The sequence below is a fragment of the Alphaproteobacteria bacterium genome, from assembly GCA_033344895.1.
Lineage (GTDB): Bacteria > Pseudomonadota > Alphaproteobacteria > UBA8366 > Aestuariispiraceae > Pacificispira.
Genome location: JAWPMN010000001.1, coordinates 4007543 through 4029858, shown reverse-complemented (window position 1 = coordinate 4029858; position 22316 = coordinate 4007543). Strand labels below are relative to the sequence as shown.

At 61.2% G+C, this 22316-nt stretch carries 19 protein-coding genes; 5 read left to right on the top strand and 14 right to left on the bottom strand.

Annotated features, from left to right (window positions below):
- Nucleotides 1–2: 2 nt before the first annotated feature.
- Nucleotides 3–608, bottom strand: a complete 606-nt coding sequence (locus tag R8L07_19155) for an NUDIX domain-containing protein (GenBank protein MDW3207660.1) — start codon at nucleotides 606–608, stop codon at nucleotides 3–5.
- Between the two features lie 87 nt (nucleotides 609–695).
- On the opposite strand from R8L07_19155, the gene R8L07_19150 reads away from it, so the two are divergent.
- Nucleotides 696–1697 carry an ornithine cyclodeaminase family protein gene (locus tag R8L07_19150; GenBank protein MDW3207659.1) on the top strand — a complete coding sequence of 334 codons (1002 nt, stop codon included), beginning with the start codon at nucleotides 696–698 and terminating at the stop codon, nucleotides 1695–1697.
- A gap of 28 nt (nucleotides 1698–1725) precedes the next feature.
- On the opposite strand, the gene R8L07_19145 is transcribed toward R8L07_19150, so the two are convergent.
- Nucleotides 1726–2664, bottom strand: coding sequence for a fatty acid desaturase (locus R8L07_19145; GenBank protein ID MDW3207658.1), 939 nt, complete (start codon nucleotides 2662–2664; stop codon nucleotides 1726–1728).
- A gap of 135 nt (nucleotides 2665–2799) precedes the next feature.
- Here R8L07_19145 and R8L07_19140 point away from each other — a divergent pair, with 135 nt between their 5' ends.
- Both R8L07_19140 and dnaE read left to right on the top strand, forming a co-directional pair.
- Nucleotides 2800–3693 carry a helix-turn-helix transcriptional regulator gene (locus R8L07_19140; GenBank protein MDW3207657.1) on the top strand — a complete coding sequence of 298 codons (894 nt, stop codon included), beginning with the start codon at nucleotides 2800–2802 and terminating at the stop codon, nucleotides 3691–3693.
- A gap of 98 nt (nucleotides 3694–3791) precedes the next feature.
- A complete protein-coding gene (gene dnaE, locus R8L07_19135) occupies nucleotides 3792–7292 on the top strand; it encodes a DNA polymerase III subunit alpha (protein MDW3207656.1) in 3501 nt (1166 codons plus the stop codon).
- Nucleotides 7293–7297: 5 nt separating this feature from the next.
- Here the strand turns inward: dnaE and R8L07_19130 are convergent, their stop codons facing one another.
- A complete protein-coding gene (locus R8L07_19130) occupies nucleotides 7298–7582 on the bottom strand; it encodes a coiled coil domain-containing protein (GenBank protein ID MDW3207655.1) in 285 nt (94 codons plus the stop codon).
- 378 nt (nucleotides 7583–7960) lie between these two features.
- Here R8L07_19130 and R8L07_19125 point away from each other — a divergent pair, with 378 nt between their 5' ends.
- Together R8L07_19125 and R8L07_19120 are read left to right on the top strand one after the other, a co-directional pair.
- Complete coding sequence (locus tag R8L07_19125) at nucleotides 7961–8278, top strand: hypothetical protein (GenBank protein MDW3207654.1); 318 nt, start codon at nucleotides 7961–7963, stop codon at nucleotides 8276–8278.
- Nucleotides 8279–8383: 105 nt separating this feature from the next.
- Entirely contained in the window at nucleotides 8384–8992 is a 609-nt protein-coding gene (locus R8L07_19120) for an exopolysaccharide biosynthesis protein (protein MDW3207653.1), read from the top strand.
- A 457-nt stretch (nucleotides 8993–9449) separates the two neighbouring features.
- Here R8L07_19120 and R8L07_19115 read toward each other — a convergent pair whose 3' ends face one another.
- The 11 genes from R8L07_19115 to R8L07_19065 form a co-directional block, all read right to left on the bottom strand.
- Nucleotides 9450–10754 carry an FAD-dependent oxidoreductase gene (locus R8L07_19115; GenBank protein MDW3207652.1) on the bottom strand — a complete coding sequence of 435 codons (1305 nt, stop codon included), beginning with the start codon at nucleotides 10752–10754 and terminating at the stop codon, nucleotides 9450–9452.
- Nucleotides 10755–10825: 71 nt separating this feature from the next.
- Nucleotides 10826–12451 carry a molybdopterin-binding/glycosyltransferase family 2 protein gene (locus R8L07_19110; GenBank protein ID MDW3207651.1) on the bottom strand — a complete coding sequence of 542 codons (1626 nt, stop codon included), beginning with the start codon at nucleotides 12449–12451 and terminating at the stop codon, nucleotides 10826–10828.
- Entirely contained in the window at nucleotides 12452–13147 is a 696-nt protein-coding gene (locus tag R8L07_19105; GenBank protein MDW3207650.1) for an XdhC family protein, read from the bottom strand. It lies immediately after the preceding gene.
- Between the two features lies 1 nt (nucleotide 13148).
- A complete protein-coding gene (locus tag R8L07_19100; protein MDW3207649.1) occupies nucleotides 13149–13475 on the bottom strand; it encodes an XdhC family protein in 327 nt (108 codons plus the stop codon).
- The gene (locus R8L07_19095) at nucleotides 13472–14725 is read right to left on the bottom strand and encodes a VWA domain-containing protein (GenBank protein ID MDW3207648.1); all 1254 of its coding nucleotides are present in this window, start codon (nucleotides 14723–14725) and stop codon (nucleotides 13472–13474) included. Before R8L07_19095 ends, R8L07_19100 begins: the two co-directional genes overlap by 4 nt.
- On the bottom strand, nucleotides 14722–15648 hold the full coding sequence (locus R8L07_19090) for a MoxR family ATPase (GenBank protein MDW3207647.1): 927 nt from the start codon (nucleotides 15646–15648) through the stop codon (nucleotides 14722–14724). The genes R8L07_19095 and R8L07_19090 overlap by 4 nt, the downstream gene beginning before the upstream one ends.
- A gap of 81 nt (nucleotides 15649–15729) precedes the next feature.
- Entirely contained in the window at nucleotides 15730–17685 is a 1956-nt protein-coding gene (locus R8L07_19085; protein MDW3207646.1) for a cyclic nucleotide-binding domain-containing protein, read from the bottom strand.
- Nucleotides 17686–17834: 149 nt separating this feature from the next.
- The gene (locus tag R8L07_19080; GenBank protein MDW3207645.1) at nucleotides 17835–18233 is read right to left on the bottom strand and encodes a YdbL family protein; all 399 of its coding nucleotides are present in this window, start codon (nucleotides 18231–18233) and stop codon (nucleotides 17835–17837) included.
- Nucleotides 18202–18318 carry a YnbE family lipoprotein gene (locus R8L07_19075; GenBank protein MDW3207644.1) on the bottom strand — a complete coding sequence of 39 codons (117 nt, stop codon included), beginning with the start codon at nucleotides 18316–18318 and terminating at the stop codon, nucleotides 18202–18204. The genes R8L07_19080 and R8L07_19075 overlap by 32 nt, the downstream gene beginning before the upstream one ends.
- Before the next feature lie 189 nt (nucleotides 18319–18507).
- Nucleotides 18508–21417 carry a YdbH domain-containing protein gene (locus R8L07_19070; GenBank protein MDW3207643.1) on the bottom strand — a complete coding sequence of 970 codons (2910 nt, stop codon included), beginning with the start codon at nucleotides 21415–21417 and terminating at the stop codon, nucleotides 18508–18510.
- Nucleotides 21414–22253, bottom strand: coding sequence for a hypothetical protein (locus tag R8L07_19065; protein ID MDW3207642.1), 840 nt, complete (start codon nucleotides 22251–22253; stop codon nucleotides 21414–21416). Before R8L07_19065 ends, R8L07_19070 begins: the two co-directional genes overlap by 4 nt.
- Between the last annotated feature and the right edge of the window lie 63 nt (nucleotides 22254–22316).

Here is a 22316-nt window from a genome sequence, read left to right as displayed (position 1 = left end):
AGTCACACCCAACGCCGCCGCAAGTCCTCCAGCCGTGCATGAACCATCAGGATGCCAAGGGCAGCCGTCGCATTTCGGATGCGGTTGTTCAGGACCAGATCGACGGCTTCCTGAAGGGGCAGGGTGAAGGCACGGATGTCTTCTCCTTCCGACAGCAGACCGTGTACGCCGCCGACCGAACTTGCATCACACCGCCCGGCAAAAAAGGCGATGCTCTCGCTGCTTCCGCCCGGTGTCATGTAATGCGTGCCAAGGGACACAAGGTCGGTGACCGCCACGCCGGCCTCTTCCTCCGTCTCGCGCAGGACCACGTTTTCCGCGGTTTCTCCCTCTTCAATGATGCCGGCGACGATCTCGATCAGCCAGGGGTCGGGGTCGTTCGCGGCCAACGCCCCGGCACGGAATTGCTCGATGAGGACGATTTCTCCGGTGTTCGGGTCGTAGGGAACAACCGCGCCGGCATGACCGCGTTCGAATACCTCGCGGGAGATTTCCGGGCCCATGCCGCCGCGAAACTGGCTGTGACGCAGGTGATATCTGTCGACCCGAAAATAACCCTGAAACGGCGTCTCTTTCCTGATCAAATCGACCTTTCGATCATCCGGCATAAGTGTTTTTCCCACGGTTGTGACTGGACGTGTGCACGCGGAATATATCCACTCGCATAAAGGAAACCATCAACAAAGGGCGGGCGTGTGACTGGGATCGACTTCACCTATCTGAACGGGCCGGATATCGAGCGGCTGGAGATGACCGATGCGGAGATACTGGCGGCGGTCGAAGCGGGCCTGATCGCACAGGGAAAAGGCGAATGCGTGATCGAGCCACGCATGCATCTGACGCCGGACCCGACTTTCAATGGGCATTTCAATGTCTTGCGTGGCTATGTTGCGCCGTTGAAATATGCAGGCGTGAAAATCGTCGGAGACTATGTAGATAACTACAAACGTGGTCTTCCGTCCGAAATGGCGATGCTGAATCTTTTCGATCCCGAAACGGGTATGCCGAAGGCCATTTTGGACGCGACGGCCATTACCGAGATGCGGACCGGCGCGCTGACGGCCCTGGGGGCAAAGTATCTGGGCCCGAAGAAGGCCAAACGACTGGGGCATATCGGGGCGCGTGGCACGGCCTATTGGAACGTCAGACTACTGGATTCAATCTACGACTTCGAAGAAATCCGAGTTCACTCTCGGCGCAAGGAAAGCAGGGATCCCTTCGCGGCGCGCCTCAGCGAAGATCTGGGAAAACCCGTCGTGGCGACCGAGGATTGGGAAGCCTGCCTTGATCAGGCGGATATTCTGGTCGAAGCATCCCGACTGCCGGAGCCGAAACCACTGTTTCAAACCGACTGGGTGAAGAAGGGCGCTTTCGTCGTACCTTACGGCACGATGAGCACGCTTCCGATCGACTTCACCGACATCATGGACAAGATCGTTGTCGACGATCGCGGCCAGATGCGGGCAGGGCATCTGGGGGCGCTGCGTCCGCATATCGACGCCGGAAAGGTGTCCGAAACCAGCATTCACGGCGAGTTGGGCGAGGTTGCGGTCGGGAAGATTTCCGGCCGTGAGCGGGACGACGAAACCATCCTTTTCTGGCATCGCGGCCTGTCGCTGAGCGATATCGCATTGGGCGCGGCTATGCTGGCCAAGGCGGCGGAAATGGGGCTGGGCCAGACGTTGAAATACGCCTGACCCGATAGTCTGCCTTGCCGCGGAGCCGTCAGCCGGGGAAGCGGGGACTGTCCTTGGGGGTCAATGCCGTGCGCCGGAACACGTCCCAGTAGCCCCGAAACCAATGGCCACCCGTGCGTGCCCGCCAGGTCTCGCGGTCGGCGGCATAGACGCGCGGAATTTCATACCAGGCGAGTGAGGGCCGGTCGTGGTGGACCAGGTGGAAGCAGTTGTTGAGAAACAGCAGCTGCATGATCGGGCCGGCCTCAACGATCGCGCAGCGGGCGTCCTGGCTGTCCGACGGGCGATGTTCGATGAAGGAGCGCACCGTCATCAGCGAAGCACCGCCATAAGCGGCGAGCCCGAACGCCAGCACCGACATGCCACAAATCGCGAAGAGCCAGTAGCCGAGCACGATATTGCTGACCGCGAGTATCGCCCATGCACCGACATAGCGGAAGTCGCCCGCCAGGATGCGTTTCACCTCGAACAGGAAAAACTGCGAGATGATCAGGGGCGGTCCCAGGACCATGCGTCCGATCATCGTGTTGTTCGCGGTCAGCAGCCAGCGGGCAAGCGTGGGAAGGCGATCCCAGATGGCTTGCGGTACATAGTAGCTTTCCGGGTCCTCCAGGGGATGTGTCAGATGGCCAGTTTCGTGATGCGCGATATGGCTGTCCCGATAAATCTCGTAGGGAACCCATCCCGTCAAATTGGGCAGCATCAATAGCCGGTTGACCAGACGGTTTCGGGTCGGGTGCCCGTGGATCAACTCGTGGGTCAGATGCGTGTGAAAGCAGATCAGATAGGCGAGGGCGGGAATCGAAACCCAGACGGGGAGGCTGGTCCAGAAATAGGTCAGTCCTGCAAATCCCGCATAATGGGTTGCCCAGAGAATCCAGGTCGGCCATTCCGCAAGGGCGGTCCGGCCCCGAGGGACCGTCGGATCCGGTAGGGTGTTGCTTCGAATGCCTGCCAGTGTCGCCATATGTCCTCCTCACGCCCTTGTGATACTGGCTATTTGCATTGGAACACTTGTTTTGAAAACGATATACTTGTCACCAAAACACCGCATATGGTGATATAAATAAACATAGACGCCTTTGCGAAACATGGTGGTGGAATGGCAAAACAACCCGGTGTTCCCATCGGCCGCAGCACGGATCGTCGTGAAACTGTCTCGGCCTTCCGCACGCGCCTGGAAGCGGCAATGGACAAGGTCGGGATCAATCAATCCGGCCTGGCTCGCGCGATCGGCGTCGACCGTTCGACCCTGTCGCAACTGCTGTCGCGCTCCGCCGAACGCCTGCCGCGCGCGGATACCGTCGCATCCATGGCAACCGCGCTGCAGGTCAGTACCGATTGGTTGCTGGGGCTGGCGGAAGAGCCCGGACAGGGGGCGGCGATCCTGAGGGAATCCGTCGAGATCGCGCGACCCGATGCGATTGGCGGGTCGGACAAGCTGCTGGAGCAGTGGCACGCCGAGGCCGTCGGCTACAAGGTTCGCTATGTTCCCTCATCGCTGCCCGATCTTCTGAAGTCAGATCGGCTACTTGCGTTCGAATATGCGGATTATCAGGCGAAGTCCGCGGACGACATGAAGGTGACGACCGAGAACCGCCTTGCCTTGTCCCGTAACCCGGAAATGGAGATGGAAATCTGCTGTTCGTGGCAGGCATTGCGTTCCTTCGCCATCGGGGAGGGCGTGTGGAGCGACTTTCCCCGCGACGATAGATTGGAACAGCTTGAATATATGGCGGCTTTGCTGCGTGAGCTCTATCCCCGGGTTCGATTGTTCCTTTTCGACGGCCGGCGCGTCTATTCGATCCCCTACACGGTCTTCGGGCCGAAGCGGGCGGCGGTTTTCCTGGGACAGATGTATTTCGTCTTCAATACCCGGGAGCACATCCGCACCCTGACGGATCATTTTGACGAACTGGTTCGGGCGGCCAAGGTACAGGCCCATGAAATGCCGGGTTACATTCTCAGCCTCAAGGCGGCGTGCAAGGACAATTAGGGACGGCGGAGGTTCTCCCCAGACTTGTCCCCAGAAATCCGTTTTGTTCGCGACTGTTCCCGCTGACAGTCGGCAAGACTCGCATAGACTGACCGGCCATGAGCAACCATGCCGCATTCGTCCATCTGCGTGTGCATTCCGCTTATTCTCTGGCGGAAGGGGCCATCCGCGTTAAGGATCTGGTGAAGACCTGCGCCGAGCTGCGCATGCCGGCGGTCGCCGTCACGGATACCAACAACATGTTCGGCGGACTGGAATTCGCGCAGTCGGCCTCCGGCGCCGGGGTTCAACCGATCACCGGCGTGCAACTCAGTCTGCGCCGGGAGGAACGGGAAGGCCCTGCCCAGCACGGCATCAAGCCGCCGCCGGACAAGGTGGTCCTGCTGGCCCAGAACGAGGCAGGGTATCAAAACCTGATGACCCTGGTCAGCTGGGCCTTCCTGAAGACGGAAGCCGGGGAAACGCCACAGGTCGGTGTCGACGATCTGGCGACACGGCATGAAGGGCTCATCATGCTGACCGGTGGAACGGACGGCCCTGTCGGCCGACTGCTCATCGATGGTCAGAACCAGGCCGCGGAAGCCGTGCTGCTGCGTCTGAAGGAAATCTTCGGCGACCGGCTCTATGTCGAGATCATGCGCCATCACCTGGTGGACGAGGAGCGGATCGAAGACGCCTTGGTTCAACTGGCCTACGATCACGACATTCCTCTGGTCGCGACGAATGATTGTTACTTCCCGACAGAGGACATGTATGAGGCCCATGATGCGCTGCTTTGCATCGCGCAGGGCACGGTGCTGACCGACGGGAACCGTCGCAAGCTGACACCGCATCACCGGTTCAAGACGGCGGAGGAAATGCGGGCGCTTTTCTCCGATCTGCCGGAGGCCGTGGACAATACCCTCGTGATCGCCCGGCGCTGCGCCTACATGCCGGAAAAGATCAAACCGCTGCTGCCGGACTATACCAAGCGCGGCGATCGCACGTCGGAAGAAGCACTCCGTGACCTGTCGGTCGAAGGGCTCAAGGTCCGGCTTCGGGAAGAGGTCTTCACCGATGACATGGACGAGGCCAAGCGCGAGGACGTCGCGAAGCCGTACTGGGAGCGGCTGGATTTCGAACTGGGCATCATCAACCAGATGGGATTCCCGGGCTACTTCCTGATCGTTGCGGACTTCATCCAATGGACCAAGGCACATGACATTCCGGTCGGGCCGGGCCGCGGGTCCGGTGCAGGGTCTCTGGTCGCCTGGGCGCTGACGATTACGGACCTGGATCCGCTGAAGTACCAGCTGCTGTTCGAACGCTTCCTCAACCCGGAACGCGTGTCGATGCCTGACTTCGACATCGACTTCTGCCAGGACCGCCGGGACGAGGTCATCCGGTACGTTCAGAACGAGTACGGTGCCGACAAGGTTGCCCAGATCATCACCTTCGGAAAGTTGCAGGCCCGCGCGGTGCTGCGCGATGTCGGCCGTGTCCTGCAGATGCCTTACGGACAGGTCGACCGGATCTGCAAACTGGTCCCGAACAACCCGGCAAACCCCGTGACCCTGCAGCAGGCCATCGATGGCGAACCGTTGCTGCAGGCGCAGATCTACGAGGATGAGGCGGTTGCGCGGTTGGTGAAGATGGCCAAGGCCCTCGAAGGCCTTTACCGCCATGCCTCCACCCATGCCGCCGGCGTCGTGATCGGCGACCGGCCGCTGGACGATCTGGTCGCGCTGTATCGCGACCCGCGGTCCGACATGCCGGTGACACAGTTCAACATGAAGTTCGTTGAGCAGGCGGGCCTTGTGAAGTTCGACTTCCTGGGCCTCAAGACATTGACGGTCATCGACAAGGCGCGACGACTGATCGACCTGCGCGACGACCGGGACGAGCCGCTGGATATCGCAAAGATCCCGCTCGACGACCCGAAAAGCTTCGAGATGCTCTGTCGCGGGATTTCGACCGGCGTATTCCAGTTGGAAAGCTCGGGCATGCGGGACGTGCTCAAGACCATGAAGCCTGACAGGCTTGAGGATCTGATCGCCGTCGTGGCCCTGTATCGTCCGGGGCCGATGGAAAACATCCCGACCTACATTAAGCGCAAGCATGGTGAGGAGGAGCCCACCTATCCGCATCCAAAGCTGAAACCGGTCCTGGAGGAGACGTTCGGCATCCCGATCTATCAGGAGCAGGTGATGCAGATGGCCCAGGTGCTGGCCGGCTATACGCTGGGGGGCGCTGACCTGTTGCGCCGGGCCATGGGTAAGAAGATCCAGGCGGAAATGGATCAGCAGCGCCAGATCTTCGTCGAAGGCGCAAAGGAACATTCCGACGTCGACGCCAAGAAGGCGAATGAGATCTTCGATATGATCAACGCCTTCGCAGGGTACGGCTTCAACAAGTCGCACGCTGCCGCCTATGCGCTGGTCGCCTATCAGACGGCCTGGCTGAAGGCCAATTATCCGGTCGAGTTCATGGCTGCGTCCATGACTCTCGACATGCATAACACCGACAAGCTGAACGTGTTCCGCGAGGAAATTCAGCGGCTTGGCATCGGTCTCCTGCCGCCGGACGTGAACAAGTCCGAGGTCGCATTCAGTGTCGAGAAGGACGAAAAGGGGGAGCGCTGCGTACGCTATGCCCTCGCCGCACTGAAGAATGTCGGGTCCGGTGCCATGGAATCCGTTGTCGAGGCAAGGCGCGATGGCGGGCCGTTCAAGGACATCTTCGATTTCGCGGAGCGTGTCGATGCCAAGGCTCTGAACAAGCGGCTGGTCGAGAACCTGGTCAAGGCGGGCGCCTTCGATTCCATGGAGCCCAACCGGCGGCGTTTGTTCGAGGCTCTCGAGGCCATTCTGGGCCATGGCGCGGCGACACAGGCCGATAAGGTCAGCGCCCAGGCCGGCTTGTTCGGCGGCGATCTGTCGACCGCGAACCGCCCCAAACTGCCGGACCTTCCGGAGTGGGCGCCCAATGACAAACTGTCCAATGAGTTTGACGCCATCGGCTTCTATATGTCGGCGCACCCTTTGGAAGCCTATGAGGCATCCTGCCGAAAGCTGGGCGTGTCACAATGGGCCGATGTGCTTTCCGGCCGGGTTCCGCTCTCCAAGGGGGTGAAACTGGCCGGGATCGTCGGCGGCCGGCGCATCATGACCACATCGCGCGGGTCGAAAATGGCCTTCGTTGCCATGTCTGACGCAAGCGGCAATTTTGAAGTGACGCTGTTCTCGGAAACACTTTCTACCGCCCGTGAACTCCTCGACAGCGGGCAGCCGCTCCTGGTCACGGTCAATGTCGACAAGAAGGGAGAGGGACCGGATGCCGAATTGCGGCTGACCGCAAACGCGGTCAAGAGCCTCGACGAAGAGGCGGCTCAGGCCGCGAAGGGCATGCGGATCGTCATCAACGAGGACAGCGATATCGCCAAGCTGAAATCCATATTTGATGGCCATGCCAAGCCGGGCAGGGGACGGATCGAACTGCGCGCCCTGAACACGGCCCAGGGCGATGTCGATCTGGCCCTCGACCGGGGTTTTCAGGTCACGGCGGCTTTTCGGCAGGCGGTGAAGTCCATTCCCGGGATTGTCGACGTTCAGGACCTTTAGACCGGTCAGAAGCGCTGTGAGGCGGATCGAACGGCCGTGCGAAGATCTGTCCAGGCGGTCTCCGCGCCGGTCACAAGATCCTGCCACGCTTCTTCGCCGGCTTTTCGCAGCGATACAATTTCTTCCTTCAGCTTTTCCTGCCGGGCTTTCAGGTTGGCGATCTGCTTTTCATACTCGACCCGATTATCGGCACGCGCGGTATTCGCCTTGGCGTTGAGTCGCTCGACTTCCGCCTCCGCTTCCCGAAGTTGCGCGTCCAGCTTGTCCATATAGGCGTCACGAAGTGCCATGCGAATCCTCCTTTAGAAGGTCTGAAATCTAAAGTTTCGTCGTTCCGAGCCTTCAGATGCGGATCGGATTTTCGGATCACAATGCGCCGCGGACTGAATGCCCGGAAATTGCCATATTCCGGACAGATTTTCTGCTTTGATACGGCATGGCGCCGGCAGGAATATGAAAAATCTCCTGAATTCAGATATTTGGGTTTGTGATCGGCATTTCTGCAACCAAGTGACCGTCTGAGCGTTGATCGGTAAAGGCCGGTCTTTTTCGGTCCGGCCGATCACGGGCGATGCGCTCTGGATGGACGCATCGTTGGTAACAGTTCCTTCGCCCCAGTGCGGTGACTTTTCAAGCCGGACGGCGAAGTCGAAGTAAAGGAGACTGACATGAAACCGCTTCTGACTGCCGCGACTATTGCTCTTACCATGGGGCTGACGGCGCCAATGGCTTATGCAGAAAACACTACCTCCAGCCGTGACGTCTATGAGGCCAAGATGCATGAAATGATGGAAGACCGTCAGGATTCCATGAAGGACATGGATCTGAACGAGGAAACGCAAAGCGCCTGGGACGCCGTTGAGGAGAGCTGGGACGACCTGACTCAGGCGGCCGACGAGAACTGGGAAGCCGCCAAGGAGACCTTCCAGGAGAACTGGAATGAGTTTCAGGAAGAATGGGACGAAATGACGGCAGATAACTCGTAAATCCGACTGTCGAACCGGCATGTCACATCAAGTGGCGGCCGGGGCACGTTCCGGGCGCCCCGCCATGGTGTGGGGCGCCCTTTCTCTGCTTCGGGGACCCAAGGCATGACGAGAGATCCTGCAAATCTGACGGACCTTCTTGATAGTCTTTCGGAAAAATCACAGCGCGGCAGCGTAACGGTCAGCGAAATCCTGGAGGGGTTCGGTCGGCGCAGTCACGGTGCATTGCTGTTTTTTCCAGGCTTTCTGGTTGCTGCGCCGACCAGTGCCATTCCCGGCGTATCCATCGGGGGCGGCCTGCTGATCTTTCTGATTGCCATACAGATCGTTCTGTCGCCCAAGACGCCGTGGCTGCCGCAGCGGCTGACAAAGATGCGGATCGGATCCGAAAGAATGAACTCCGCCATCCGCTGGTGTCGGCCGGTTGCCCGTTTCGTGGACAGGATGCTCAGTCCCCGGCTGACCTTTCTGTTCGTCCCGCCGTTCCTCAATTTCGGCATCGCTCTTTGCGCAGCGATGGCCCTCCTGATGATACCCTACGCCTTCATTCCATTTGCGGCATCGGTGCTGGGCATTGCCGTCGCATTCTTCGGCTTGTCGATCATCAGCAGGGATGGGGCATTGGCCGTGTTCGCCGGAGCGATCTCTGCGCTTTCGACAGCGTTCGGCCTGTTCCTGCTGACCGGGGTCATGTCGATCCCCGGGATCGAGTAAGCGGAAATGAAGAAGGGCCGCATCTCACACAGATGCGGCCCTTCGAAATTTCCGGTCGGCTGAAGCTGCCGATGGGTCCGCTACAGGACCGCCGATGCCGAGGCGATCAGCCCGCCGACCAGAATGGAATAGAGACCGACCACCGCAGGCCAAGAGGCAGCATTGTTGCGGTACATGCGGATCAGATCATCTTTATCCATCGATCGTCTCCTTCTCTACAGTCTGGCGCGGTGCGCTTCGGTTTCGGGGCGGGCCGTGACCCGTTGTTCGTATCGCCTATCTAACCGATCGGTGTTCAGGTTCAATGATAAATCGCCCGGATGCTTTCCTGCTTTTTGCAAGGGGGGGCAGCGTTTTTTGCATAGCCGGGACGGGCGGCCCGCCATTCAATCCGGGACGTTGGCATAACGCACTGTTTCAAAAGAAAACCGGGGCCGAAGCCCCGGTGAACCGCATGTCATCCAAGGACGGAGAAAGAACTGTCCTTGTTGATTGTCCTGCGCCGCGAGAAGAAGCCGAGATTCAATGTGCGGCCGGTATAATCCATCTTGAACTGGACCGGATCCTTGTCGTGATCTTGACCCTTCTGATCCGCATCGATCAGTTCGGCCATCATTTTGCCCGCGACGGGCGCATTCTTGTACTGGTTCCCGGAGGAACCGACGGCCATGTAAAATCCCGGTACCTGCGACTTGTCGTAGATCGGAATCCAGTCATCGGCAGTGTCGTAAAGCTCGGTTACGCCCTTCATCTGGCTGGGAATACCAAGGGAGGGAATGCGCTGAGCCACGCGGAGGGCCTGAACACGCCATTGTTCGCTGAAATTCCGGTCCCAGTCGTCCGGATCGACCTCGGCCTGCTCGTCACAGGGGGGATCCTCCGAACCGATCAGCAGGAAGTTGCCCTTCTCCGGCCGTGTATAGCAGGCGATATCGCTGTCCGACGTGACCCAGCCATTCTCGTACCACCCTTCCACGGGCATCGGCACATGGACCACTTCCTGCTTCAGCGCGCGGGTCTTGACGTTCATGTCGTCCAGGGCGCCGGCCATGGCGTTGACCTTGGCGGAATGCGGGCCCGCGACATTGACCACGATGGGGGCGTCGATCTGGCTGCCGTCTTTCAGGGTAATGCCGGCAACCGATCCGTCCCCATTTTTTCGGATTTCCGTGATTTCAGCATTGAACCGGAAGGCGCCGCCCGCCCGTTCGGCCGCGCTGCGCAGATTCTGGGCGGATAGCTGCGGATCGTTGATGTAGCCTCCCTTGGGGAAATAGACCGCGCCGCCGACTTCGCCGCCGGTGGGTTCCCCGAAACCGTCATCCTCCGGCCTCTTCGCGGGATAGAAGCAGCGGAGGTCGTAATGCGGCATCTTCTTGCGGATGTCGTCGTTGCTCCATTCCTCATAGGGCACGCCGATTTCGTCCGCGATTTCCTTGGCGCGGCTCATGAAGTCATTGGCCTCGCATTTCGTGACCATCGTGCCGGTTTCATGGAACTGGGCCAGGGGCTCGTCATCCGGCGCGTCGAGATAGTCCTTCCAGTTCTTCCAGTAGAAGTACCCTTCATAGGCCAGCGCGGAACCGTCGACGGTGGAGTAGTAGGTCCGGATGATTGCGCAGGATCCCGATGTCGAGCCATAGCCGGCGGCTGGCAGCTTATCGACATTCAGTGTCTTGTAGCCCTTTCGGGCCAGTTCCAGACCAACCGCGGAGCCGATAACGCCCGCCCCGATGATGATCGCGTCAAACCGTTCCGTCATTGTGAAGCCTTCTCGGAATTAATGTTCAGACAAATACTCCGCGCGACTATGACACCGGTTTTCGCTGCGGCTCAACCCTTCAATGCGCTGTCGGAGCGGGCCTGCTCGAGTGCCTCCGGTGTGTCCAGGTCCAGGAAAATGAACGGATCGTCCACCGCGACCTCCGCGACCTGATCCTCATAGGCGGATATCAGTGCCTTGGCCCCGGAATCGCCGGAAAGCTCCATGATTTCCGCAAAGAACCGCCTGGATAAAAGAACCGGGTTGCCCCGTTTGCCATTGTGCACCGGGACGCAAATGGACCGCCCTTCGACCGGATCGAAGGCGGCAATCAGTTTCCGGATGGTCGATGCCTGGACCCGCGGCATGTCGCCGAGGCAGATCAGGGCGCCATCGGCCTCGTCGGGAACCGAAGCAACCCCCCTCTTGACGGTCTCGGATAGTCCGCGCGCATAGTCCGGATTCAGGGTGTAGGCCATGTCCAGGCCATCCAGTGCCTTGCGGACACGGTCGGATTCATGACCGGTCACAGCCGTAGCACTATCGACGCCTGCCGCCAGCATCGTCTCTGCGGCGTGGCGGACAAGGCTTTTCCCATCAAGGGTTTCCAGCAGTTTGTTGACAGGTCCCATGCGCCGCGACTGCCCCGCCGCAAGCAGAATTCCGGCAATCCTCGGGGCGGCCATGGCGGGCGGTGCGGGGTCGGCTTCGGCGCGGGGTAGCGGGCGGGACGGAATTTCCTTCAGAAAGCCGCCGGACCCCATTTCCATGATCGCCGGACCGTCGACCGGCAGGCCAGCAACCAGGCGCTCCAGCACCCAATCGTATCCGTTCGGCTTCGGCGACCGTACGCAACCCGGCGCGCCGATCACCGGGATATCGCCAATTCGCCCCAGAAGGAGAAGGTTTCCCGGATCGACCGGCATGCCGAAATGCAGGATTTCGCCTCCGGCGGCCTCGATCGCTGCCGGGATGACATCGCGACGGTCGACAATGGCGGAAGCGCCGACAACCGTGATCGCCGTAGGGGCGGCGGAAGCCGCCTCCTTCAAAGCGCCGGTGAGGGCGTCCTCGTCATGGCGACAACGAACCGGCACCGACATCCGGGCGCCGAGCGACCTTGCCCTGTCTTCCATGACGGTTTCGGTCTTGTCGAGAACCGACGGTTTTGTCCCCGGCAATTCGGTCTGGATCAGGGATAGCGGGACCGGCCGGAATGGATGCAGGTTCAGGAGCGGTGCGGTCGGCAGGGCCCGGTTCAGAGCATCCTGCGGTACACCGAACGGGATGATCTTCGCCGTTGCCACCATCTGTCGGGCAGCGACGCGGCTAAAAGGTGGAAGGGCTGCAAGCGTAATGCCTTCATCAACCCTGTTCAGCGCACGCAGCGCCGCATCGTCGTAGACCAGAATGCCAGGCGCATCGGCGATCATGTTGACACGACCGGTGAAGGCCGCACTGCAGGACAGTCCATGGCCGGTCGCGGCGGCTGCCAGCATGTCGGCGGCCAGGTCCTCGTGGCGGTCATCGGGGCCGAGTCGACAGACTGTTACCGCCGCCAGACCAGCCTTTGCCAAGCTTACACAGTCATCCGCCGACAGAACGCGGCCCTTCTTCAGGCGACGGCCGCCGGCATCGAGTGAATGGGCAAGGATCGCCCCTTCGGCATCCTGGGGAGGGACCGGTCCGAAATGCATTCATCGCCCTTTCGGGCCGCGCAGGGTCACGGTCACCTTGCCCAAAATTGCGACGGCGATTTCAGCCGGGGAAACCGCGCCAATATCCAGACCGATCGGGCCGTCGATCCGTGCGATATCCGCATCGGCCACGCCTGATTCCTTCAACCGGATGGCTCGCGCCGCTGCAGTCTTCCGGCTGCCGAGGGCTCCGACATAGAAGGCGTCGGATCGGAGCGCCACCGCGAGGGCCGGGTCATCCAGCTTCGGGTCATGGGTCAGGGCGACAACGGCGGTTCGGCGGTCCGGCGCAAGGCGTTCCATTGCTTCTTCCGGCCAATCCTGGACGACGTCGATGTTCGGAAACCGGGCCTCACTGGCCCAGGCGCCTCTGGGATCAATGATCGTGACATCGTACCCCGTCATCGCCGCCATCGGTGCCAGATTCTGGGAGATATGAACTGCACCGACCAGGATCATCCGCAGCGGCGGATTGAAGACCTGGATAAACAGGCCGGGCTCTGCGGGGCCGGACTTGTCACGCCGCAATGCGGTTTCAATGGCTTCGAAAATCGGATCGCCAAGTTCCAGGTCTCCGGCTGCAACCTTTCCGTCGGCGACGAGCGCCTGTGCGCCATCGGCAATGCGGGTGACGAGCGCGGCGGGACGGCTTTCCGCCCGGAACGAGTCCAGACGGTCCAGAAGGGCGCGCTTCACCTCACTTCTCCAGTTTCTCGACGAAGACCCGGACGGTCCCGCCACAGGCGAGACCCACTTCCCATGCCATGGCGTCGGAGACGCCGAATTCCATCAGTTTCGGCACACCCGTTTCCATGACATCCAGGGCTTCAGTCACGACGGCTCCTTCGATGCACCCGCCCGACACGGAGCCTTCGAATTCCGACTTTTCGTTTACCGCGAGCTGGCTTCCCGCGGGGCGGGGGGAGGAACCCCATGTTTCGACGACCGTGGCCAAGGCCACTGAAAGTCCGGAATCCTGCCAGGACTTGGCTGCCTGAAGGGGGTCGTTGATATCCGTCGTCATGCCGCATGCTCCTTCCATCCGCCCGTTTCGCGTGGCCCCGGATCGCGGCACAGAGCATCTGCCAGTTGCGACAGGCTGTCCAGATTGTGGATCGGACGGAAACTGTCCACGTGATTGATCATGGCCCGTGCCCCGCTGGCTTTCGGCTGATACCCGTCCCAGCGCAGCAGGGGGTTGAGCCAGATGAGCTGCCGACAGGATTTGTGCAGGCGTTCCATTTCTTCCGGCAGCCCGGCCGCGCCATCCCGATCGAGACCATCCGATATCAGAAGGACGATCGGCCCCTGTGTCATGACCCGGCGGGACCAGTCGCGATTGAACTCGGCAAGTGTGACGCCGATGCGCGTACCGCCCGCCCAGTCCTGAACCAGAGCCGCGCACTGATCCACCGCGACGTCCGGATCCTTGCGCCGCATGGTCCGGGTCACATTCGTCAGGCGTGTGCCGAACAGAAAGCTCTGCACCCGATCCCGGTCATTGGTCAGTGTGTGAATGAAATGCAGCATCATTCGGGCGTAGCGGTCCATCGACCCCGAAATGTCGCACAGTATGACAAGCGGCGGCACACGACGGCGCCGCTTGCGCATGGCAAGTTTCCCGAGATCCCCGCCGGTCCGGGCCGCACGGCGCAATGTGGCGCGCAGATCGGTCCGCCGTCCCTTGGGATCGGGATAGAAACGGCGCGTCGGGACCGGTTTGAACGCAAGCCGCATCTGACGGATCGCCTTTCGGGCGGCGTCCAGCTCCGCGCCGGTCATCTTCTCGAAATCCTTTTCGCTCAGGACTTCGCGTTTCGAGAAGGTGAGGGTTGCATCAATGTCGAACTCGTCGTCCCCGTCGTCTTCGGATTCGTTTTCGCCGGGCGGGCTTTCCTTGGCCAGGGCTTCCGCCAGGCGCGTCGCCATCTCCTGCTTCGGCGCCTCCTGCTCACCCTTCATGGCCGGCAGCAGCATCGCCATCGCCTTTTCAAGCAGGTTCGGGTTTCGCCAGAAGAAATGAAATGCCTGATCGAACAGGTCGCGGTGGTCGCGGCGATTCACAAAAACGGCGTGCAAGGTCCAGTAGAAATCCTTCCGGTTGTCGACGCCGACCGCAGATACGGCCTCCAGGGCCTCCATAACCTTTCCGGGGCCGACGGGAAGGCCGGCCGCGCGAAGAACGCGCGCGAAATGCATGATGTTTTCGGCAAGGTGGCCACCGTCGGCCTGTCCGACAACGAGGTTGGCGGCGGGTTTGGACGCGTCCGTCACGCGGCGGCCCCCTCCTGCGCCAGTTCGGCCTTGGCTTCCTCCAGAATTCGTGCGGCCTCGGACCCGCGCAGCTTGGCGATGTCATCCTGGTATTTCAGCAGCGCCCCCAGAGTGTCATTGATCGTATCGGGGTCGAGGGCCAGTCGGTCCAGCTGGGTCAGTGCCTGAGCCCAGTCGATGGTCTCTGCAACACCCGGCAGCTTGAAAAGATCCAGGGTTCGGATCTTCTGGACGAAGGCGACGATCTGGCGGGACAGTTCGGCCGGGGCGTTCGGCGCCTTCACCGACAGGATTTCCAGTTCACGCGCGGCGTCCGGATAATCGACCCAGTAGTAGAAGCAGCGACGCTTGATCGCGTCGTGAATTTCGCGCGTCCGGTTGGACGTCAGCACCACCAGAGGCGGCTCGTCCGCCTTGATCGTGCCCAATTCCGGCACGGTTACCTGAAAGTCGGACAGGACCTCCAGCAAAAACGCTTCGAAAGGTTCATCCGTGCGGTCCAGTTCATCGATCAGCAGGACGGGCGGCTTGCCGGCGCGCGCGCTTTCCAGCGCCTGGAGGATCGGCCGCTTGATCAGAAACCGTTCCGAGAACAGCGTGTCTTCCATGGATTGCCTGTCGCCGCTGCCGGCGGCTTCGGACAGACGGATCTCCATCATCTGGCGGCCGTAGTTCCATTCATAGACCGCCGAGGAAACATCCAGGCCCTCGTAGCACTGCAGGCGGATCAGCGGCCGATCCAGTGTTTTCGACAAGACCTTGGCGATTTCGGTCTTGCCGGTGCCGGCCTCTCCTTCGAGAAACAGCGGCCGGTTCAGCTTGAGCGACAGATAAAGCGCGGTCGCCAGAGACCGGTCGGAAACGTAATCCCCGGCAGAGAGCAATGCGAGCGTATCGTCGACGGAGTCGGGAAGGGAGGTCATGCGGCCTCTTTCAAACGGTGTGGTAGAACCGCACGATATAGCGCGAGACCGGGTCGTCTCAACCGATTTACGGCCGGGCCGTCAGCCGGTCCACCATGCCTCATCCCTGCCGACCTTTCCGGATTCCAGCCGGTTGACGGCACCTTCGGCGTGTTTGCGGTTCCTTTTTGCCGTGTCGGCAAGTGACTTTGCCCGGTACGTCTGAAACACGACGGCCGCGGATGTGAAGGCCTCTATGGCTTCCTTGAGCAGGGCAATCTGTCCCTCGGCGCGGCCCAGGAGATATAGCGCTGTGGCTCGGTTGTTCTGGGTTCTGGCCCAACCGAGCGGGTTATGCTCGCGATTGCGGATTTCCATGGCATTCTTGCAGACTTGTGCGGCCCAGGTCAGGAACTCCGTGTTCTTGGCCAAGCGCCCCAGCAGCACAAGGATTTGCCCTAGCCCGTTCATCGTATCCGCCCACGGGTCCTGCATGACGCGCTTGTCGCAGACGGCAAGGGCACGATTGAACGCTTCGACACCTTGTTTGCAGGCGTCCAGATTGCTGGTCGCCAGCGCACATCGATAAAGAATTGCGCCGTATCGCGCATGCGCCGTCAGGAACTGATAGGTGTGCTTTCTGGGGTCGAAAAGCTTCGCGGCCTGGGCGGCGGCATCCCGGGCCAACATCCGATCGGGCAGGCTGTCCGCCCGTTCGGCCTTTGCGTTCAGGACAAGGGCAAGATGCAGGAAGGCCATGCCGCGCCCCAGGGAGTCTTCGACCGGCAGGGTTTTAATGGCTTCGCGATAGGCTTCGGCCGCATCATCCAGGGCCTTGCTTCCCTGTTCCAGAAGCGCCGCCCGGGAGATCGCATTGCCGAAAGTCACCAGTTGATGCCCTATGGCCTGCTTGGACAGCCGGTTTTCGTTCAGCACGCCCGACGCACGGGCACGCGGCAGATCCAGCGGCAGATCTCGTTCGAGGGCCTCCGCCAACCCCTGCACGCGGCCGGGAATGGCCGCCCGAATGAGAGCATGGACATAGTTCAGCGTCTCGTCCGTAGCGTCGATGGGGATGAAGAAGCGGTCATGGATGGAGAATCCGCCAACTCGCGCTTCCTCATCCGGCCAGGGCGTCACGACCGCCATCTCGAGAAGGCGTGGCGTCTCCGGGCTCTGGACCGCCCCGACCAGCGCGAGAGCAGCCCCGGCCTCCGCAATGGCCCGCCGTGCCTGGGATATGCGGTCATCCCAGGACAGGCCGGGCTCGGCAAACCTGTCGTCCGTCCAGTTGATGGTCACAAAACTGTCGGCACGGTCGAGCCATGTCTGCAGCGCCTCGAAGCAGATTCCCTGCGGATCGCCCAGAAGTGGGCCTATGAGGACACGCGGCAGATTGCCGGTGAGATTGGCGGCGCCGGACTCTTCCGATCCGATCGGACGATCAGCGCGTTGCGGGCCGCCCACGGCGGCGTCCGGAGAGACCTCCAGCTTCTTGAGCGCCGGCGCCGGCTTCCCCAAGACAAGTTTTGCCGTTTTCTTCTCCGGCGGGTTCGAGACGGGCGCCTGAACCCTGGAACTCGCGGAACCCGCATGGCCGCCAGGTTGGGGGGCTGGGGCAGGACTCACTTCGGTGGTTACGGACTGTTCCTGAATGCCGGAAACGGCGCCGGGTCGGCCTTCAGGTTGGGTTGCGCGCGATCTTGGCGCGGCTTCGACACTGGCCGTTGTCCGACGCAGCCTGGATACCAGCACTGCCATGATGTCCGATGCGAACTTCGGGTCGATGCTGATTTGTTGCAGAAAGTCCCGTGCCGGAAACGACCGCACGGTCACGGGGCCTTTGGCACGGGCCGATGCAGAGCGGGGGCGGCCGTCAATGACGCCCATTTCGCCCAGCATCTCACCGGGTCCCAGAAGGGCGATGGTGATCTCGCCTTCTTCAGACTCCGTGAAAACCTCTACTTCGCCGGAATCGATCAGGCAGGCGAAATCGCTCGGCTCGTTCTGACGGAAAACCACTTCTCCGTCACCGAGTGTTCGAATCTCACCATCCAAGGCGATTGCTCCCCAACCATACCCAGCCGACGAGAATGCGCCGGGCGAAAAGTCACCCCGACAGGGCTGATCGAGCAGAGCCTATGCCATCACCACGGGAAAGTGTAGCGAAGCTAGCTGGGATTTTATCTATCCCGGACGGGACGTGACTATTTTTGCCGCCACCCGGATTGGGTCAGGAACCACCAGCCGGATGGGGCCTTGTCGAAAATCGCCTTGGCATAGATTTCCTGAATGGCCGAAATCGATACGCCTTGTTCTGCCGACTTGGATTTGTAGAAGGCCTGGCGCTTCTGGTTGATGCTGTCGACAAGTTGCTGTGTTTCGGCACTAGCACCGTCGCGGGCTACTGCATAACCGTCATGGCGTTCCCCAACCGTCCCGATATTGCGTGGGGCGTCGAGGGGATCAGCCGCCCTGGCAAGGCCCGGGATGAGAACTCCGGCTGCAACCAGAAGCCCACCCGCTGCCAGCAGCAGGGAACGGCGATCCGGCGCGCTCAGGCTGTCAGCCTTGTCAGAAGATCGGGTTCGAATCGACGTCATCATTGGCCTCTTCGATCAAACGCAGACGGACATCCGCGTCCAGTTTTACATTAAGATTGATGGTGATCGGCTCGCGGGGCGCTTCCACCTGAACTTTGGGTGTACATGCGGAAATCGCAACCGCACATGCCAGCACGGCAATGGGCCATATCGGTATGCGGGCAGGTCCACTCACGGATTTCAGCACCTTTCTTTAGAATGCGGCTCCCTAGGAGGTCCGCGTGTCTATTGGAAGACTAGGCAAGATTTCCCCGAACCGAAAGACATTGCTGCCTTGTCAATCGCGGGATCGGCGCCCAAGAATATCCGTCGAGAGGTTAAGAACCTGCTGCAAGACACGGAAAAGTTTTCGGAAATCGCTTTCCAGGGAAATATTCAGCTGAAACGGATGTCCTTCCAGGACTGCGGGATTGCGTCCGCCCATGCTCAGGAGGATCGTACCATCCCGGTCTTCGGGCAAGTCCACCTCCGCGGTGAGGCTGTCATAGTGAAAGTCCTTCAGGACCTCCGTCATCAGTTGAACAGTCTCCTCATCGCTCGCGAGGGCCCGATTGACCGAAGGATTGTCGACCTTGAGAACACCGCCTCCCTCAGCACCGATGCTGCCGCCCTGGATGACCGCATCCCCGGACCGAAGCTGTATCGGCAGCAAACCGGATACCTGACCGGTGGCCTCGACACCTTCGATATCGATCATGGTCATTGCATCCGCCAGTGAGACCCGCCGCAGACGGACCGTCCCCTCCAAGCTGCCATTCGCGGCATCTGCGACGGCATCGATCAGCGCGATGGAGCCCCCGAACAGTGTCAGGGTTGCTTCATCGATGTTGATACGGGCGTTGCGGTCGACCCGAAACCGCGCTGAAACCGGCACTGTCGGCATGCCGGGCAGACTCGCCGACGCCGTGAAGGCGTGCGTGCCAAGCGTGGCCGGAAAATTCGCCAGATCGAAGGTCAGCGGCCCATTCAGCCCCTGCACGGCGCCTTCTGAGGATTTGACCGCGAGGTCAGCCAGGTCCAAGGCCAGGGTGCCTGAAACATCGGTATCGCTGAGGACAGCCTCCAGCGATGCAGACACCCGTCCGGACAACGCCGGCAGGGCATTCGCATCGACAAGGAAGCGCGGCGGCACGAAATCGACGAGATCGATACCGCCACTTCCGAAGGTGATCGGCTGCGTGGAAAGAGAAATTCGGGTCTGAACCGGCGCCTGTTCGGTTTGGGCAACGCCAAGATTGGCGGAAATCGCACCGTCGGCGAGGGAGATCGGCCCCTCAGCCGAAAGCCGACCGTCCTTCGTCAAGGAGACCGCGAGGTCGATCGCAGCGCGTCCCGGGGCAATGGGGCGTCCGCTGGTCATCAGCTGTTCACTGCTGAAAGAAAAGGTGCCGGTTTTGCCGTGCCATGTGCCACGGATTACGGACCCGAGGGCCGCGGCGTCCAGTGACGGTGAGGCGATGTCCGACGGTCCGAGGACGACGCCCAGGGCTCCGCCCGAATACTCGATCGACGCCGGTTGCCGCCCGAACCGGATCGACGTCGTCCCGTCGCGACCGGGCAGGGCAACGCTGAGTTCACCGATTCGCAGTGATCCCTTGGCCTCCAAGCTGCCGGCCGGGTCATCGAAGCCGATCCGAACGGACAGCGGATCTCGCCCGGCCACATCCACCCGAAGATCGGGGGACAGGCGCGCGTCTCCGGTTCCGGTCAGACCGTCGGCACGCACCTGGCCGCCCGGTTCAACGGTAATGCCGATCCCGCCAAGACCTTCATCGAGATCCGCGACTCCTTCTCCACGAAACGTCGCCTGTCGCACCCAGACAGGATCGAAAATGGTCCCCGTCATCGTGCCCTCCAGGGCGTAGGACAGGCGAATTGGAGGGAAGGCGCCTCGGAGATAGGCCGCCAGATCCAGTTCCAGGGCACCAAGCTCAAGATGGGCCGACAGATCCCGGGGCAGGTCGACGCCGCGCAGCACGGACAGGCTGGAACGCCGGATGAAGACGGCTTTCGGGGCCAGGTCGGGGTCCAGGGTCAGGGATGCCGGTTCGATTTCCGCCGCGAGCGGCCCGATGGTCAGCGAAGCCGACATATCGAGATCAAGGCGGCTTTCCGTGTCAGTGGTGCCGAAAACCAGCGCGGGATCATCCGTCCGCGCATCCAGCACAATCTGGGGGGCGCCGCTGAGATAGGGCCGAAACGTGTCCGGGACCTGTGCGACCAGGAATTCGGGGAGGCTGGTAGCGGCGATCTCAATGGGTTGCGGCAGCGTCACCCTGTGCGTGGCGCCGTCACTCGCCACTTCGATCAATCCGTCCTCTAGTGACAGTTCCGGGTATCCTTTCGGTTTCAGCCCGGCGCCGGTCCAGGCAAGCTCGACCTCTCCGCCGACCTGACGCCCTGCATCCGAGGGCCGGCCCAACATGGAAAAGTCGAAACGCGCGGTGGCTCTGCCGCGGGCCGACTCGATACCCGGGCTCAACGGCAGCCAGTGCGCTAGAGACAGGTCTCCGGTTCCCGTAGCGGAAAAGCTGTCATTCGATGAATCGAACTCGGTCAGTACGGCACTTCTGGAAACGGGATCTTCCAACCTGAGCCGTCCATTCAGAGGGAACAGGCGGGGCGCTGAAGGCAGGGACAGATCCACTTCCCCGGAAAGCGTGTTGCGTCCGACAGGGCTGTCGACTTCGACCACGAGATCGGTGAGCACAAACCGGCGGACCGGAACGTCGACCGGTCCAGTGTCTTCGGTCGCGGAGGGCGGCGGCAGATCCAGCCCCTCAACCACAACCCCGGTGTCATCGGCTGTGACATGCATCCGCAGCCCGTCGACTGTGACGTTTTGCAGGAACGGTGTCGAAAAGGGGTTTGCGGTGAATGAAACAATGATCGTTCGGGCCGAAGGGCCGTTTTGGACGGCAACATCGGACAGTTCGATCCGATCAAAATCCGCCCGCGTCGCAATGAACCGGATATCCAGGCCAAGCTGGGTGGACGCGAGCCCCGGCCCGAAACGGTTGAGAAGTTCGATCCGGAACGGCCAGGCCGCTGCCATCACGATCACGAGGCCCAAAAGCGTGAACAGCAACCATTTCGCCAGGACCGCCACGATCAGCGGTTCTGCCTTGGCAGTGCCATCGCTGGGGCGTTCTTCGGCGGTCAGAGGACTTTTTTCCGGATCGCTCATCGGGCTGATCGCGGAGCCCCGATGCGACAGCCATTCTGAAGACAGCGACGCAGGGCGTCTTCCAGAGCCGCACTGAACGTCGCGTCGATCGGACCGTCATAGTAGCCCGCCGATTGCAGATAGGATTGAAATCGCGACGTCGCCGCCGCATTGCCGTCGGCAATCTGCCGATAGCGGGAAAGCGCACCATCCAAGTCCCCGGATTCTGCAAGGACGGCCGCTTCGACGATCCCGGTCTGATCCGTTTCCGCTTCGATGTCCTGCAGCAGGTCGGAAGCGCGTTGACCGTCCCGAAGTTCGGGCAGGGGGGCCGTTGCCAGAATCCAGGCAAGGGTCTGCCTTGCCTCGCGCAGTTCGGGATCGTGGCCGAGTGCGGTTTCCAGATCCTGGATTGCCGATCCGTATTCCCGATGTGCATAGAGGGCGAGCCCCCGTCTGGCATAAGGCGTTGCCGACAGGGGATTGAGGCCTGCCGCAACGCTGAAATCCGCGATCGCTCGATAAGGTTCATTGAGCCGCAGCAGAAGATCGCCGCGGTTCATATAGGCTTCGAAGCTGTAGGGATCGTAATCCAAAGTCGTATCAAGGTCCGTCAGCGCGGCATCAAGTTCCCCGGCCGATTGCCGGGCCGCTGCACGGTTCAGATGAGTACGGGCGTAGTCCGAAAGGTCGGTGAAGGCCGCACCGTCGATCAGGCTGGTACAAGCGGAGATCCGAGGCGCCGGCTCCCGGCCCGCGTCGCTGCAGATCATTTCCATCTCGCGGAAATCCTGTGCCGTCGCCCGGCCGGAAAGGGCCGTCAGAATCGCCACGATCATGATCAATCGCCGTACCATGGCTGCGTTCCCCGATTCCCCCTTCATGGCATTACTCTGCCCAGAGATCCGAAAAAAGAAAAG

Coding starts and splice junctions, on each gene's coding strand:
- R8L07_19155 (MDW3207660.1), bottom strand. CDS start 608: ATGCCGGATGATCGAAAGGTCGATTTGATCAGGAAAGAGACGCCGTTT.
- R8L07_19145 (MDW3207658.1), bottom strand. CDS start 2,664: ATGGCGACACTGGCAGGCATTCGAAGCAACACCCTACCGGATCCGACG.
- R8L07_19140 (MDW3207657.1), top strand. CDS start 2,800: ATGGCAAAACAACCCGGTGTTCCCATCGGCCGCAGCACGGATCGTCGT.
- dnaE (MDW3207656.1), top strand. CDS start 3,792: ATGAGCAACCATGCCGCATTCGTCCATCTGCGTGTGCATTCCGCTTAT.
- R8L07_19130 (MDW3207655.1), bottom strand. CDS start 7,582: ATGGCACTTCGTGACGCCTATATGGACAAGCTGGACGCGCAACTTCGG.
- R8L07_19125 (MDW3207654.1), top strand. CDS start 7,961: ATGAAACCGCTTCTGACTGCCGCGACTATTGCTCTTACCATGGGGCTG.
- R8L07_19120 (MDW3207653.1), top strand. CDS start 8,384: ATGACGAGAGATCCTGCAAATCTGACGGACCTTCTTGATAGTCTTTCG.
- R8L07_19115 (MDW3207652.1), bottom strand. CDS start 10,754: ATGACGGAACGGTTTGACGCGATCATCATCGGGGCGGGCGTTATCGGC.
- R8L07_19110 (MDW3207651.1), bottom strand. CDS start 12,451: ATGCATTTCGGACCGGTCCCTCCCCAGGATGCCGAAGGGGCGATCCTT.
- R8L07_19100 (MDW3207649.1), bottom strand. CDS start 13,475: ATGACGACGGATATCAACGACCCCCTTCAGGCAGCCAAGTCCTGGCAG.
- R8L07_19090 (MDW3207647.1), bottom strand. CDS start 15,648: ATGACCTCCCTTCCCGACTCCGTCGACGATACGCTCGCATTGCTCTCT.
- R8L07_19080 (MDW3207645.1), bottom strand. CDS start 18,233: ATGATGACGTCGATTCGAACCCGATCTTCTGACAAGGCTGACAGCCTG.
- R8L07_19070 (MDW3207643.1), bottom strand. CDS start 21,417: ATGAGCGATCCGGAAAAAAGTCCTCTGACCGCCGAAGAACGCCCCAGC.
- R8L07_19065 (MDW3207642.1), bottom strand. CDS start 22,253: ATGGTACGGCGATTGATCATGATCGTGGCGATTCTGACGGCCCTTTCC.